The organism is Aliikangiella sp. G2MR2-5 (assembly GCF_015687155.1).
Lineage (GTDB): Bacteria > Pseudomonadota > Gammaproteobacteria > Enterobacterales > Kangiellaceae > Aliikangiella.
The window spans coordinates 230,074-245,126 of the sequence record NZ_JADPQF010000008.1; the positions used below are offsets into that span (position 1 = coordinate 230,074).

Annotated in this window: 12 protein-coding genes; 8 read left to right on the plus strand and 4 right to left on the minus strand. The window is 41.3% G+C overall.

Features of this window, described 5'->3' with window-relative positions:
• The first annotated feature begins 50 nt into the window (after positions 1-50).
• From IYN84_RS20195 to IYN84_RS20210, 4 genes are all read left to right on the plus strand, one after another.
• A complete protein-coding gene (locus tag IYN84_RS20195; protein ID WP_196141084.1) occupies positions 51-920 on the plus strand; it encodes a tetratricopeptide repeat protein in 870 nt (289 codons plus the stop codon).
• Positions 910-1,164, plus strand: a complete 255-nt coding sequence (locus IYN84_RS20200; protein ID WP_371735006.1) for a DUF1653 domain-containing protein — start codon at positions 910-912, stop codon at positions 1,162-1,164. The genes IYN84_RS20195 and IYN84_RS20200 overlap by 11 nt, the downstream gene beginning before the upstream one ends.
• 158 nt (positions 1,165-1,322) lie before the next feature.
• Positions 1,323-1,931, plus strand: a complete 609-nt coding sequence (locus IYN84_RS20205) for a sigma-70 family RNA polymerase sigma factor (protein ID WP_196141085.1) — start codon at positions 1,323-1,325, stop codon at positions 1,929-1,931.
• Positions 1,928-2,506, plus strand: coding sequence for a hypothetical protein (locus IYN84_RS20210; protein WP_196141086.1), 579 nt, complete (start codon positions 1,928-1,930; stop codon positions 2,504-2,506). Before IYN84_RS20205 ends, IYN84_RS20210 begins: the two co-directional genes overlap by 4 nt.
• 49 nt (positions 2,507-2,555) lie before the next feature.
• Here IYN84_RS20210 and IYN84_RS20215 read toward each other — a convergent pair whose 3' ends face one another.
• Positions 2,556-3,293 (minus strand): hypothetical protein, encoded by a 738-nt coding sequence (locus IYN84_RS20215; RefSeq protein ID WP_196141087.1) that lies wholly within the window; start codon positions 3,291-3,293, stop codon positions 2,556-2,558.
• A gap of 226 nt (positions 3,294-3,519) precedes the next feature.
• Here IYN84_RS20215 and def point away from each other — a divergent pair, with 226 nt between their 5' ends.
• Together def and IYN84_RS20225 are read left to right on the plus strand one after the other, a co-directional pair.
• Positions 3,520-4,050, plus strand: coding sequence for a peptide deformylase (def, locus tag IYN84_RS20220; RefSeq protein WP_196141088.1), 531 nt, complete (start codon positions 3,520-3,522; stop codon positions 4,048-4,050).
• A gap of 26 nt (positions 4,051-4,076) precedes the next feature.
• Positions 4,077-4,886, plus strand: a complete 810-nt coding sequence (locus IYN84_RS20225) for a Sir2 family NAD-dependent protein deacetylase (protein ID WP_210330760.1) — start codon at positions 4,077-4,079, stop codon at positions 4,884-4,886.
• A 51-nt stretch (positions 4,887-4,937) separates the two neighbouring features.
• Here IYN84_RS20225 and IYN84_RS20230 read toward each other — a convergent pair whose 3' ends face one another.
• The 3 genes from IYN84_RS20230 to uvrA form a co-directional block, all read right to left on the minus strand.
• Positions 4,938-6,785, minus strand: coding sequence for a HAMP domain-containing sensor histidine kinase (locus IYN84_RS20230; protein ID WP_196141090.1), 1,848 nt, complete (start codon positions 6,783-6,785; stop codon positions 4,938-4,940).
• Positions 6,786-7,022: 237 nt separating this feature from the next.
• Entirely contained in the window at positions 7,023-8,294 is a 1,272-nt protein-coding gene (locus IYN84_RS20235) for a glycosyltransferase family 4 protein (protein WP_210330762.1), read from the minus strand.
• A 17-nt stretch (positions 8,295-8,311) separates the two neighbouring features.
• A complete protein-coding gene (gene uvrA, locus IYN84_RS20240) occupies positions 8,312-11,137 on the minus strand; it encodes an excinuclease ABC subunit UvrA (protein ID WP_196141091.1) in 2,826 nt (941 codons plus the stop codon).
• 242 nt (positions 11,138-11,379) lie between these two features.
• On the opposite strand from uvrA, the gene IYN84_RS20245 reads away from it, so the two are divergent.
• Together IYN84_RS20245 and IYN84_RS20250 are read left to right on the plus strand one after the other, a co-directional pair.
• Positions 11,380-12,804 (plus strand): MFS transporter, encoded by a 1,425-nt coding sequence (locus tag IYN84_RS20245; RefSeq protein ID WP_210330763.1) that lies wholly within the window; start codon positions 11,380-11,382, stop codon positions 12,802-12,804.
• A 1,174-nt stretch (positions 12,805-13,978) separates the two neighbouring features.
• Positions 13,979-14,863 (plus strand): sulfite exporter TauE/SafE family protein, encoded by an 885-nt coding sequence (locus IYN84_RS20250; RefSeq protein ID WP_196141092.1) that lies wholly within the window; start codon positions 13,979-13,981, stop codon positions 14,861-14,863.
• Positions 14,864-15,053 lie beyond the last annotated feature (190 nt).

Below are 15,053 nucleotides of genomic sequence, written 5' to 3' on the forward strand. Positions count from 1 at the left end.
TTTAGCGGTATAATGAGGCAATAAAGTTTTGTTCCGGCTTAGGAAAATAGATGATGTATTTGTTTAAAATTTGGCTAACGCTATTCCAGTCTATCTTTGAGAGTCGGGCGGCTTGCAGGAATACCAGATATGCTTTGTTGCTTGGTGTTATTCTTCTCACGGGATGTGAGGATGATAGAGTTCTTCTTCGCGAACTGGAAAACGATTGCGTTAATCACTATAGAGCAAAGAGTTACAAGGTGGCTTCACGGGTGTGTCTTGAAGGTGCTAACAAAGGTATTGTGCGATCGCAATGGTTACTGGCAAATATCTACTATTACAATTTGGGCGACCTGGGCAAAAGTAAAGAACGAGCGTTGGAATGGTTCACTAGCGCAGCAGATAACGGGTTAACTGATGCTCAGGTGTTTGTAGGAGAATCCTACATATATGGTGATGGTGTCGAGAAAGACTATGAAAAAGCCTATCATTATTTTTCTGTAGCTGCAGATAATTTTGATGCAAGCGCTGAATTTAATCTTGGAATGATGTTTTACAATGGTTATGGAAGAAAGAAGGATTTTAGCGCGGCAATTTCCTGGTTAAAGCGGGCTGCTTCTCAAAATCACTCGATGAGTATAAATAATTTAGCCTGGCTATATGCGACGAGTGATAATCGTTCACTTCGAAACCCAAAGAAAGCACTATTTTGGGCAGAGAAGCTTGCTGATGATGGAGAAAATCTTTCAATTTTTCTGGATACCAAAGCTGCTGCCTACGCGTTAGCTGGAGAGTTTGAAAAAGCCGTACAAAGTCAAAGTTTAGCGATTGAAGCACTACCGGAAGACGTTGATGAATCGAAGCTGGTTGAGTTTCAAAAGCGTCTGGAGAGTTACCAAAATGGTTATAGCTGGATAGAAGGAGAAGGTAGTGACAAGTAGCTATCTGGATCAACGAAATATCAAGCCTGGGCGATATCGCCATTTTAAAGGAAGTGAGTATCAGGTGATAGATGTTGCCTATCATAGTGAAACACAAGAGTTGATGGTGCTTTATCGTCCACTGTACGGTGAAGGTAAGCTGTGGGTTCGGCCATATGATATGTTTACCGAGAAGGTTCCTGTTGATGGAACTATGGTTGACCGTTTCAGTTTTGTTTCTGATAGCCAACCAGAAACCAATTGAAGAGCGTTATGATGAGTAGACAGCCTTCAAGCTCTAGCGCTTGATTTGTCCCTTGCTACCGTTATCGGCCTCCTGATAAAAAAAATATTATTGTAATAAAATTCAAATCCACAGGACTAAAAGGAATACGTCAATGAATTTCAGGGATATTAGCCAGAGTGGCGTATTCGTTAAGTCTAAACAAATCCTCATGTTCTCACTTGCAAGCAAGTGTCTATCGACACCCGGAGCTGGAGATTGGCCGCGTGTCTGCTAAAGATGCAAAAGCCTATGAAGCCTATTTTGAAGAGGTTCTTGAGGCTCATCGCGGAATGCTCGCTCGTGTGGTAAGTTCATATGAAGCCAAAAAGCCACTTCAGGAAGAGCTATTTCAGGAAATATCAATGGCTTTATGGAGGGCACTTCCTAAGTTTGACAGGCAATCTAGTATAAAAACCTATATTTTGAGTATTGCGCATAAGCGAGCGGTTTCTCATGTTGCCAAGCATGTCAAAGAGCCGATTTCGATTGAACTGGAAGAAAACTCTGTGCCGGTTCATCAATGTCCAAGTGAAAAACTCACCAGTGAACAACGAGTAGAAGGGTTGATGCGAGCTCTTCATAGTTTACCAATGGTCGATCGCCAACTGGTTACTTTGGCGCTGGAAGGTGTAAGTTATAAAGATATCGCCGAAGTCCTGGGTATTAGTGGTAGTAATGTCGGTGTGAAGTTGAATCGAGCCAAGCAAAAGCTGAATGAAATAATGTCTGCGGGGGATAGTGCATGAGTCAATCGCAGAACGACTGGGAAAAGCTACAGTCAGAGTGGCAGGCGTATGAGCCAGATTTCAATAAAATTAAGAGAAAAATTAGCTGGGTAACCTGGCGGATGTATCTTATTCTGGTTATCGATGTATTCATTTTTTTAGCTTACTTTCCATTCTTGTACTATGAGATCTCGAAGCCGACAAGCACCTGGGTGACAAGCTTTTGGTATTATTTTATGGGAGTACTTTTGGTATACGGTGTCTATCTTGATTTTAAAATACGCCTGCCAATTTTACGCAATCAAGGAAATTCCGCTAAAGAAGTGCTCGAATTATATTTGAAAAGGACTCAGGCAGGCGTGACTCTGGGAAAATGGGGACAAATATTTTGTGCTATTATGCTGTTATTTTTCTGGCTCTGGGTCGGCGGAAATGCGTTTTTGGATGCTGGAAGTGAGAAGCTAGCCAGGCCAGGGTTTATCGCTTTTGGAACAATTTGGATTCTAATGTTTACTGGTATTTTTTATTGGTACTACCGAAAAAAGTCGAAAGAGTACCTTAAACTTAAAATATTGTGGCGTGAATATCTTGATTAGACGAAACCCGTTTCGTCTAATCAGTAATGACTACGCTTTTGTTTTATACTTAATCAAATGATTTTGGCGAAGTGATGTAATAGGTAAGTCGACCGACAACATCATTCCCTTCGGAAATGGTCATGCTTTGAAACCATTCTTGTTTGGTTAGTGATAGATATAGTCGATTCCAGTGGTTTTCGTCATTTGAATTGACAGACAACTTACAAATGCGACTATTGCATCTAAATTCATCAACAAAGTGCAAGCCTTCCGAATCATTGTCTCGTATAAACTGGTTGATTCGGCTTTCATAAAGAGAGTTCCATTCCGCTTTGTCTAACACTTTTTCAAAGTCCTCTTTTATCGATTTCATTTGATCTTCACCAAGTTGAATGACTAGTCCACGAAAACGATTTTGAAAATGAGATTTCATTTGATTTTCAAACTCATCCATTGTAATGGTTCTTATTGCTTTTTCTTCTTCAGGGGTTAACGCTGCAACTTCCCACTTTAGCTTTTCGATTTCTTTTTCCAGTTGCAGAATTTTTTCTTTAGATAGTCGCAGTTTTTCCTCTGTATCTGTAGTTTTTCCAGCTGATGAAGGACTAACCATATTTTTACTAATCGCACTAAGCTTGCTTTTTTCCTGTATCAGGTATTGTTCTTTTGGTGGGCGTTTGGTTATTGATTCCGAGTCATATAGCTCATTGCTTGTAGACGTAGGTATTGAACTACCAAACACCATATAACCGATAACGAAGCCCGCAAGCAAGCTACTGATATATTTGACTAACTGAACTAGCATAGATTAGAAATCCTGAAAAAATTGGTAAATAAAGGTGAGTTTTTTATTTCACCCAATACTACCAAAGCACAAACGTGTGACAAGTCAAAAGTGGGTTAAAATCAAACAAGATCTACTTTTAGCCCAATGGCAAAACGTATGTTTCTGACTTGGTTCATATTTATTGTCAGACTTTGATATTATTATTGTTATTCTAACTGGGCAAAACTTATTGGTGAGAAACTCGATGGCTGTCAGACAAATATTAAGAATGGGGGATCCTCGTTTACAGAAGAAAAGTGATGAGGTGGAAGAGTTTAACAGTCCATTCCTCGAAGCTCTCATTGAAGATATGATTGATACCATGGAAAGCGTTAATGGCGCCGGGTTGGCTGCACCACAAATAGGCGTTCTCAAACAGGTGGTTATTTTCGGCAGTCAAAATAACCCTCGCTATCCGGATGAAGAGCAGGTTCCTTTCACCATATTGATTAACCCGAAGATTGAAGTGCTTTCGGATGACGTCAGCGAATATTGGGAAGGTTGTTTGAGTTTGCCCGGATTACGGGGGCTTGTTTCCAGGCCTGCCAAAGTTCGATATCAGGGGTTCGATCTAAATGGCAATAAAATAGACCGTCAAGTAACAGGCTTTCATGCAACCGTAGTTCAACATGAATGTGACCATTTACATGGAATACTTTACCCTATGCGAATGACAGATATGTCCAACTTTGGTTTTGAACTGGAGTTAGCTGCAGCTTCCGGCAAGACAGAATAATCGTAGGTAAAATTAGAATGGAGCAAATGTCGCGGCAAATAGAGAAGGCTATTGAGGCGATACGACAGGCCGATGGTCTGATTATAGGTGCTGGAGCTGGTATGGGGGTAGACTCTGGACTGCCTGACTTCAGAGGCGCTGAAGGATTCTGGCAGGCGTACCCAGCTTTAAGGGGCAGGGATTTTACACAAATGGCTAATCCCGCTGCTTTTTTGAGAGATCCTCTGCAAGCCTGGGGTTTCTACGGCCATCGATTGAACTTATATCGGCAAACTCAACCCCACTTTGGATTTCAAGTTTTAAAGCAAATTGGTGAATCTTTGGCAAATGGTTACCAGATATTTACCAGCAATGTCGATGGTCAGTTTCAAGCAGCTGAGTTTGATGAGAATCGAGTTTATGAATGTCACGGTTCAATTCATCACTTGCAATGTACGCGTCCTTGTACTGATGCAATTTGGTCGGCTGACCACTTTAGTATCGGAGTGGATGAAAGCAGTTGTCGTGCACTTGGTGCATTGCCCGAGTGCCCCAGATGCGGCGCACTGGCTCGTCCAAACATTTTAATGTTTGGTGACTTTTGCTGGAATAGTAATCGTAGTGACCGACAGTATCAAAAGTTGATAGAAAATACTCAATTAATGAAAAATCCTGTCGTCATTGAATGTGGTGCCGGGATAGCGGTTCCTACTGTACGTTATTACTGTGAATCACAAGAGGCATTCCTGATACGAATCAATCCCAGAGACTATTCTTTAAAGAACAGTAAAGGAGTGGTTCTGGCTTGCGGAGCTGTTCACGCACTCACTCTAATCTTGGCTGGATTAGAGAGTTAAATTATACTCAGTCTGATAAATATCTATTGAAAACATAAGTTAATTCCGAGCTCAATTTTTAAATGCGCGTAGAGCTTCAAAAAAATCTTTGCTAAATAGCGGGCGACTTATAACTTGTATCTCCTGCATTGTGAAGATATGTCTTGTATTTCTGAGTTGGCTAGTGGGGACTAATAGTAGAACTCGTAAATCATTATTTAATTCGAGGCCCCTAATTTTAGTGATTGCTTTTTCCAGTTGATTGACTCCTATCGTACTGCCAATCATAAACAGAGTAATATCAAGCTCCTGTTCAGAAGTCTCAAATGTATTCAATAATGTTTCCAACGATTGAAATGCGGTTATTTCTCCTCCCCATACAGATATTTGTCGGCAAATCGATTGGGCCGATTTTTGATTGGAATCAATTAGTATTATCTTTTCATTATTTAGTGATACTTCGGGAATAAGTGTCTGTGTTTTATCGCATTTAAATACATCGCAATAAAATGAGAGGCTCGTACCCAAGCCTGGTGTGCTTTCTACTTTTAAATCACCCCCCATTATTTCAATTATTTTTTTGCAAATTGGCAGTCCAAGTCCTGTTCTGGCTTGACATGTTGCTGAAGAGTTGTCGACACGGCAATAAGGATCAAATAGCTTTTCTTGAAAGTCACTGGAAATCCCTGTGCCTGAGTCACTAATCTTACAATGAAATTCCAGATTTGAGTAACCTCCATGGAATGAAGCATCAAAAACAATGTTGCCTGAAAAAGTGTATTTTTCGGCATTTCTTAAAAGGCTGTCTATTACTTGTCGCAACTTGGTTTGATCACCCACAACAGGTGAAAGATCCAGATTATTAAATTCAGTTATAAACTCAATTGATTTTTTGTCGCAATGAGGCGCAAAATCTCGGGCGATCGCTTCTACCATTTCTCTGGGATTGAATTCATCTTTTTCAACCACTAATTCCCCAAAATCAAGTTGGCAGAAGCTGTCAATATCTTTAGCGAGTCGTTGTAGCTCTTCCAGTTTTTTTGTAATTTCCAGAATATCATGGTTTTCATGGGATAAAGGCTTATCTATTATTTTTTCAAAGGAATTCAGTATGATGGTTACCTGGTTTTCCATGGCTTCACCAACTGACTTTAAGAAATCGTTCTTAATGCGGCTTTCATTATGAGCGGTTGCTATTGTCTCTTCTAGCATTTTTGTTCGCTCTTCTACTCTGGCTTCGAGCTTTGTATTAAGCATTCTCAGCGTATCAATTTGTGCGAGTATTTTTTCACCCATTTTTTCCAAAACCGATTTTAACGGAAGGAACTCTCTTTCTTTGATAGAGTCTAGCGATAGGCCATAGTTTCCGAGACTGTAAGAGCCAATTAATTTCGAAATTTTTTTGAATGGCCTATCAAAATAAAACTTGACCAGATAAAACATGGATAAAATGATAAATATTATTATAAAGGTTAAAACGAATAATTGAGTCTTCAGGCTGTTCAATATTTCCTGTTCAGTTTCCTGATCAGTAATGGCATAGTTGATCTCGCCGATCAATGTGTCTTTATAGAATATTTTTCGATTTCCAGCGAATAAATTGCCGTCGACATTTCTATGGTAGCTGAAAATATTTTCACTTCTTTCAATGTCTATAATTTCGAGTCTGACTACCAGAGTGTTTTGAGTAATAGTATTGCCAATAGCAATGATTTCATCGTCTGCTACATTCCACAATAAAGTTGATAAACTGCCTGTGAGGTAATCAAGAGTTGTTTCAACCTGATTATTCAGATTAGTTTGTTGTCGTTTTTTTTCAGCCAGGAATAATAAACCTGCGATTACAATAAAAACGATAGTAACTGACACCACTAAAGATGTGACTAATCGTCTAGTTATCGAGGGGGCCGCTTTTTTCATTCAAGCTCCGTGAATAAGTCTGATGCATCATCAACTCGCAACTTTATTAATAGAGTGTTTGCTTATCCACTGATAATATTAGTTCTGAGATTAAGACTAGTGGGTTTATCAGCAATTCGCAATAATGGTGTGTCTTTTTGTTGAACCCTGCAGTCGAGCTTTTTCAACGATAACTAACTCAGTTTTCTCTTTTTAAATCCAAGCGTTAGAGAGAAAAGGAGGCAAGGCTACGAGCTCTCAACTATCCGCTTCTTTTTGAAATGATTGTAATCGTGTTTTACATTCAATCCACCGAGACATAAATTCAGTACTTCTAAGCGAGTGAAAGTTGAGCATGCTTCCAATAAAGTTTTTCTGGCGAATTGTTGAAATTTCAGCTTTATGCCGATTCAAGCGTTCAATCAGGGCTGAACCATGGATTGAAGAGTCAAAGCGCTGGGATAATAGTTCAGCTATTCTTTGTTGTGCATTTGTCCATTGAATTTCATTGTTGTAAAGCGCGATTGCTTGCTCTACAAACTGTTTTTCCGAGTCAACAACTTTACCAGGCCATTTGAGTGCACTGCATATCCCTTCTGCGCCAATAGTCGTTGTAATACTTGGCGTTCCAGCTAACATTGAGTCGACAAGCTTTCCTTTTATGCCTGCGCCGAAACGTAGTGGTGCCAGGCAGATTTTTGCTTCCGCAAGTACTTTGTGTGCATCTTCAGCCCAACCTTTCACTAGAAAACCAAGCTTGTCATTATTTAACTGAGTTGCCTTTTTCGGGGGGTACGAACCATAAATATGTAGTTCTGCCTCTGGCAATTTTTGGCGTATTGCCGGCCAGATTTTTCTGAGTGTCTGAACCGAATCCCAGTTCGGGGCGTGCCTGAAATTGCCAATTGTGACAAAGTGTTTTCGTTCATCGTAGCTTTTAACAGGATTTTTAATTCGCCCGGAGTCCAGCAAAAAAGGAGTGTAGTGCATTTGTTGCTCAGGCAAGTTGAAAAGTCGTTGCAAGAGAGCTATTTCGAAATCTGAAATAATCAGTGCCAGATCTGCCCGGTATATCGCTGAGATTTCGCGTTTTGCCAGATCGCTGGTTAGAAGGTCGATTTCTTTAAAATCTCTTGATTCTTTTATTGCTTGTTCACGAGCGCCACGTAGAGATTGAAGATCTTCTGTATCAATAACTCTTAGGGCATCGGGGCAATATTTTGCTACTCTCCAGCCAAACTGTTCTTCCATCATAAACCGATCAAAGACTACCAGATCAGGTGAAATTTCCTGGATAAATTGATCGAAGCTATCGCAATTAAGTGAAATTTCTTTTGATGTTATACCTTCGGCCTCGAGATCGACCATATGTTCCGTTGTCTGTGCCGGAGTAGCAAAAGTGACTTGCCAGTCTTGCGCTTTAAACAAGCGTAGCAGCGAAAGTATATGAGAACCTGCCGCAGACGAGTTAGGTTCCGGCCATACATATCCAATGACAAGGACTTTTTCTATCGAACTGATACTGGGCAAGGTGCAGTGCTCCAAACTTACTTCAACATATCTTTTAAAAAACGACCCGTGTGGGATTTCTTATTTTTAGCTATTTGTTCAGGTGTTCCTTCGGCAATGATTTGCCCGCCCTTATTCCCTCCTTCAGGCCCAAGGTCGACTATCCAGTCTGCAGTCTTAATGACGTCCAGGTTATGTTCTATAACCAGTATGGTATTGCCATGGTCACGCAACCGATGCAAAACCGACAGGAGTTGCTTAACGTCATGAAAATGCAATCCGGTTGTGGGCTCGTCCAGAATGTAAAGGGTTTTTCCAGTGTCTCTTTTGCTAAGCTCTCGAGACAACTTGACTCTTTGGGCTTCACCGCCAGATAGGGTAGTTGCCGCCTGTCCAAGCCTGATATAGGAAAGCCCTACATCAATTAAAGTTTGCAACTTACGAGAAATAACTGGAATGGCATCGAAGAATTCGCGAGCATCCTCAACCGTCATTTCCAAAACTTCGTGAATATTTTTCTGTTTGTAGGTGACTTCCAGTGTTTCCCTGTTATAACGTTTGCCCTTACAGATATCACAAGAAACATAGATATCCGGAAGGAAATGCATTTCTACCTTAATAACACCGTCACCCTGACAGGCTTCGCAGCGTCCACCTTTGACGTTAAAGCTAAAACGACCGGGCTTGTAGCCACGTGAACGAGCTTCCTGAGTCCCGGCAAAAAGTTCGCGAATTGGGGTGAATATACCTGTATAAGTTGCAGGGTTAGAGCGAGGTGTACGACCAATAGGACTTTGGTCAATGTCCACAACCTTGTCAAACAAATCCATTCCTTTACACTTTTCATAAGGGGATGGAGTCAGAGTCGTTGCTTTGTTTAACTGGGTTGCAGCGATTGGGTAAAGGGTATCATTGACCAGCGTCGACTTTCCTGAGCCGGAAACTCCTGTGACACAGGTAAATACACCTACTGGTAGTTTTAGTTCAACGGACTGCAGATTATTTCCGGTGGCACCAGAAAGTATCAGGTACTCACCGTCTTTGGCGGGAGTACGTGTTTCAGGAATTTCAATTTTTTGTTTACCTGACAAATACTGACCTGTTAGCGAATTCTTATTTTTCAGAATGTCTTTAAGCTTGCCTTCAGCAACAACCTGGCCTCCGTGAACACCTGCACCGGGACCTATATCGAGAATATGGTCTGCCGTTTTTATTGCATCTTCATCATGCTCAACGACTACCACAGTGTTTCCGAGATCTCTAAGATGGGTTAGTGTTTTGAGTAATCGTTCATTATCTCTTTGGTGCAAACCGATGGAAGGCTCATCCAGAACGTACATTACGCCGACAAGTCCTGCGCCTATCTGACTTGCTAGACGAATTCTTTGTGCTTCACCGCCAGAAAGCGTTTCAGCGCTCCTTTCCATGGATAAATATTCAAGACCTACGTTGACCAGAAACTCAAGGCGGGCACAGATTTCCTTTAATATTTTTTCAGCAATCTTACCTTTTTTACCGGGCAATTTAAGCTTTTCGAAAAAGGAAAGTGCTTCATCAATCGGCATCCGGGTAATACTCGGCAAGTTGTTCTTTTTTATTAATACGTGACGCGCATCAGTGCGCAAGCGACTACCTTCACAAGAAGGACAGGCCTGAGTCGTCATATATTTTTGTAGCTCTTCACGTACCGCCATGGATTCAGTTTCGCGGTAACGGCGTTGCATGTTAGGTATTACACCTTCAAATTTATGGTAGCGAGTCATCACATCGCCGCGGTCATTGGCGTAGGTAAACTCTATTTTGGTGTTGCCGCTACCGCTCAATATAGTTTTTTGATGTTTTTGGGCTAGCTTGTTATAAGGCTTTTCGATATCAAATCCATAGTGGTCGGCGAGAGAGTTAAGCATGTGAAAATAGTAGACATTACGTCTATCCCAACCGCGAATCGCGCCACCGGCCAGAGAAAGTTCTGGATTTACGACTATTCTGTCCGGATCAAAAAACTGATCGACGCCAAGGCCGTCGCATGTGCTACAGGCACCGGCTGGATTATTAAAGGAAAATAGGCGTGGCTCAAGTTCGGACAACGAGTGCCCACATTGTGGACAGGCAAACTTAGCTGAAAAAAGAATTTCGTTAATATCGCCATCATCCATCGGCGCTATGGTAGCAAGCCCATCTGCCAATTCGAGAGCGGTTTCAAATGATTCTGCCAAACGTTGCTTGAGATCGGCACGAACCTTAAAGCGGTCAACGACAACTTCAATTGTATGTTTTTTATGGAGCTCCAGTTTTGGTGCGTCACTCAACTCTATTGTTTTACCGTTAACTCGCGCGCGAACAAATCCTTTTGCCTGAAGTTCTTCAAATAGCTGAACATGTTCACCTTTGCGGTTACGGACTACAGGAGCCAACAATAAAAGCTTACTTCCTTCTGGCAGCGACAAAGTATGGTCAACCATCTGACTAACCGTCTGTGCTTCAAGAGCCTGCCCATGCTCAGGGCAATGTGGGGTTCCGACCCTGGCAAATAATAGTCGCAAGTAATCATAAATTTCAGTTATGGTCCCAACGGTTGAACGCGGATTGTGTGATGTTGATTTCTGCTCAATCGATATTGCAGGCGAAAGACCTTCAATATGTTCAACATCCGGTTTTTCCATCAGTGACAAGAATTGACGGGCATAAGCCGAAAGAGACTCTACATATCGACGCTGTCCCTCGGCATAAAGGGTGTCGAATGCCAGAGATGACTTGCCTGACCCGGAAAGGCCGGTAATGACAATTAATTTGTCTCTGGGCAAAGTTACATCAATATTCTTCAAATTATGAGTTTTTGCGCCGCGAACTTCTATGTGATCCATAAACTAATCTTGTATAATGCCGCCAATTCTATTGGCCAAAAGTGAACTGAGCATCATACCTCATGCTTTGTGGCCGGCGCAAAGGCCGTAGTGCCCGCAATGAATAAATTCAATCTGAAAGCCTGTTTTTAATAGTAAAAAACAATTCTGATTTAGAGGACTTGAGTTTATGGGAGGATTCTGTATTCATCCCGTCGATTTCAGGTATTAATTTTGAGCATTTCATACCAGTAAGTGAAACAATGAATAATTCCGGCACAGAATATAGCACCGGCATGGAAAATCGCTCTGGCGAGCGAACCGACGGAATGAATAGTACCGAGAAAAAAGCCGCACTGACTCTGAGTAGCGTGTTTGCGCTACGAATGCTGGGATTATTTATGCTTTTGCCAGTGTTTAGTCTGGCGGGGCAGACCCTGGAAGGGTATACACCAGCATTAATTGGCTTTGCCATAGGAGCCTACGGGCTGACTCAGGCTATTTTTCAGATTCCGTTTGGTTGGCTTTCAGATCGATTTGGTCGCAAACCGGTAATTCTGCTCGGGCTTCTACTTTTCGCAATCGGAAGCGTGATTGCAGGCATGAGTGAACATATATATGGGGTTATTCTAGGGCGTCTTCTACAAGGGTGTGGCGCCATAGCCAGTGCAGTCATGGCATTGGCGGCGGATCTGTCTCGTGATGATCAGCGCACCAAGATTATGGCCAGTATAGGTATGAGCATAGGAGCCGCATTTGCTCTTGCAATGGTACTCGGGCCCAGTCTGACACAGTGGCTGGGATTGAGTGGTATCTTTTTCGCAATCGCCAGTTTGGCAATCTTGGCAATGTTTGTTATCCAGTTTTTAACTCCGAATCCACAGGCGCAGTTCGTGCAGAGAGATGCGATAGCTTCCCGAGGTGAATTTACTCGTATTTTTAAAGACGGCCAGTTAATGCGTCTTAACTTCGGTATTTTCACACTTCACTTTTTACTGACCTCTTTCTTCGTGGCTTTTCCAATGCGTCTGAAAGGCTTGGGGGTTGATCTGGCACAGCACAGCTGGCTTTACCTGGCGACGATGATTGGCGCTGTTATTTTGATGCTACCCATGATTATATTTGCAGAAAAGAACAGACAGCATGCCCGAGTAATGCTGCTTGGTGTACTGATTATTGCGTTGGTACAGCTTCTTTTCGGCATTGCTCAATTCTCTATTTATTGGGTGGTGGCTGCAATGGTGTTCTATTTTGCCGGCTTTAATCTGTTAGAGGCTCTTTTACCATCGATGATTTCACGCATTGCCCCTTTGTCTGCTAAAGGCACTGCATTAGGAGTCTATTCAACGGGTCAGTTTTTAGGCGCTTTTTTGGGAGGGCCTGTGGCTGGTATCACTATTCAGCATTTTGGCATGGATGGAGTCTATCTGATTGGCGCATTGATCGCTGTTGTTTGGGCAGGGTTACTGCTAGGACTTAAAAATCCGCCTGCAGTAACTTCCTATACCTTGACCATGAGAGATGTTTCACGCGAAGCTTTTCCAACTTTGGTTGAAGAAATAAGAGCAATAGAAGGTGTTTCTGAAGCTGTAGCCTTGCCTGAAGCCGGTGCAGTTTATCTTAAAGTTGACAAGAAGACTCTTGATCCGAAAAGCTTAGAGAAATACCGTAGAGGGATAGCACACTAAGCTCTAAGACAGTAGGGAAAACTGAGTGGTCCCTGAATGAACATTAATGCGTTGTCTGCGAAAATTAAAGTAAATTTTTTCGCGTAAACTTCCTCTATGGTTTCTTTTTTACTTTATGAAAATTCTCTCAAGTTTAAGATATTAATGGTAGTAACGGGTCCATAAAAAATTATTTATTATTCTCATTTTTTGGCCTGCGACGTTTTAATATTTATGCACATCGTTATAACAGATATTAAATAACAGATATTAAAGTTAAGAACATCCCTTTAAATATATTGCTAAAAGAGCTAACTCAATAGATGCAAGAGATATAAATTTATACTTTCTTGTTGTTGATGCTTATTTTAGAGGTTGAATTATTTAGTCATAGCAAATATTCAAGATCTGCATACAGGAAGGTTGCTATAAATACAGTCGCCGGACTGGTAAGTTTTATAGTGAAAATAACTATTTTAGCGTTAGACAAACAATCCACCTTAAAATTATTATGCCACTGCTCGCCATCTTATTAGCTAATGGCAATACCTGTTTCTGAATCTATCAAAAAAAGTCTAAAAGCATTGCGCTTTGCTAGCTGGTTTTACGTTTTACAAATTTTCCGTATAGAAAATTAGAGTTTTTCTCTTTATCTAAACTCCTGGATTCAACTAAGTCTGTACGTGCTAATGAGCAATTATTTTTTTCGATTAATCTTGCTGCGCTAACAATTTGGACTCTACTAAGCCTGGCGTTAAACAGGGGTAAAAAAGAAGTCAATAATCACTATTTCATTATTGGCAATTGCTATTTTTATCCTTCTTTTATATCGCATTAATCGATATATAAAGAAATATTTTGAGTTTTCATATCGTCGTAAAAAAGTATACACAGAGTGAGAATTATCTCTATTTGATAACTTTCTGTCTGGTAGTGATCGTTTGGAGCATCTCAATAAAAATAGTGTTTCATTCTATCTGTCGATAGCGAGAGCTTATTTAACAAGGGATACAGGTTGAAAACTTTGGAAAATAAAAAGAGTAAAAAAATTTTTAGGCTTTATCTCTGGCACAGGTAAGACCAACGAAACATTGAAACCCAATCTCGTATGCCGTATAAAGCTTGTCGCTCGATTTTAATAGAGCCAAATATTATAAATAGAGATATTATTATAACTTGAGATAAGGATGTGTCAATGTTTTTTTCCCGGGTAAAGAACACCGGAAGTCGATTCTTTTTTATGTCGTCGATGCTGCTGATAGGGATTATCAACATCGGTTTGATGCCAGGTAGTCACGCGCTTATTTCCGATTATTCGTTGTTTACTCTCTTGGGAGTGGCTGGCGCTATATTTGCGAATTCTACCGGTGCTGGTGGTGGCGTCGTCTTCATTCCAATGTTTAATTATCTGGAATTTTCAGAAGCCCAGTCTATCGCTACCAGTTTTGGAATTCAGTCATTCGGGATGACTGCAGGAGCGATCACGTGGGGACTTTATTACTACAAAAAAGGAGCAACTGCTTGCTCTTCTGTCGCTAGAGAGCCGTTAGTCCCAATCATATTACCGACAGCATTTATGTCGATTGTCGGGGTTTGGACCGTGTACGGTTTCGATCTTAGTTCACCTGCCAACCTACGTGACTTATTCAAAACTTTTTCCCTATTGCTCGGGGTCATGATTTTAATTATGGCGTTTTTCTTTAGACAAGAAAGCACACGGACACAGCTTTTCAACAAAGATTATGTTGCGCTCGTTTTAATTGGCTACTTCGGCGGAATGATAACGGCATGGCTCTCAGTTGGCGTTGGCGAAATCCTTGTGGTGTACCTGATTTTGAACCGGTTCAATGTAACTATGTCGGTTGCCGCCGGCGTAATAGTTTCTGCGCTAACCGTATGGGCCGGGGTAGTGGAGCATTTCTTATTGTCTGATTACGCCAGTAAGGAAGTCGTACTCTTTGCAGGCATGGGGGCGGTGCTCGGGGGAATGCTTGCCAAACATTTAGTTCTTTGGTTTTCGCCATTTAGACTAAAAGTTTTTTTCGCACTATGTATTTTGGTACTCGCAATTTTGAGCTAATGGAATAGGTATTTGAAAGGAAAAAGTGGCGGTACAGATATGACACAAAAGAATAAAAAACTCAGTGAAGAATTTTGGCAAACCGAGTTACAGGGAGCCGAACCTTTAGTATTGCCAACAGATTATGAACGCCCGGCCTTGTTTGATTACGAGGGTGCTGTGCAGCGTTTTAGTTTAGCTCCGGAGCTAC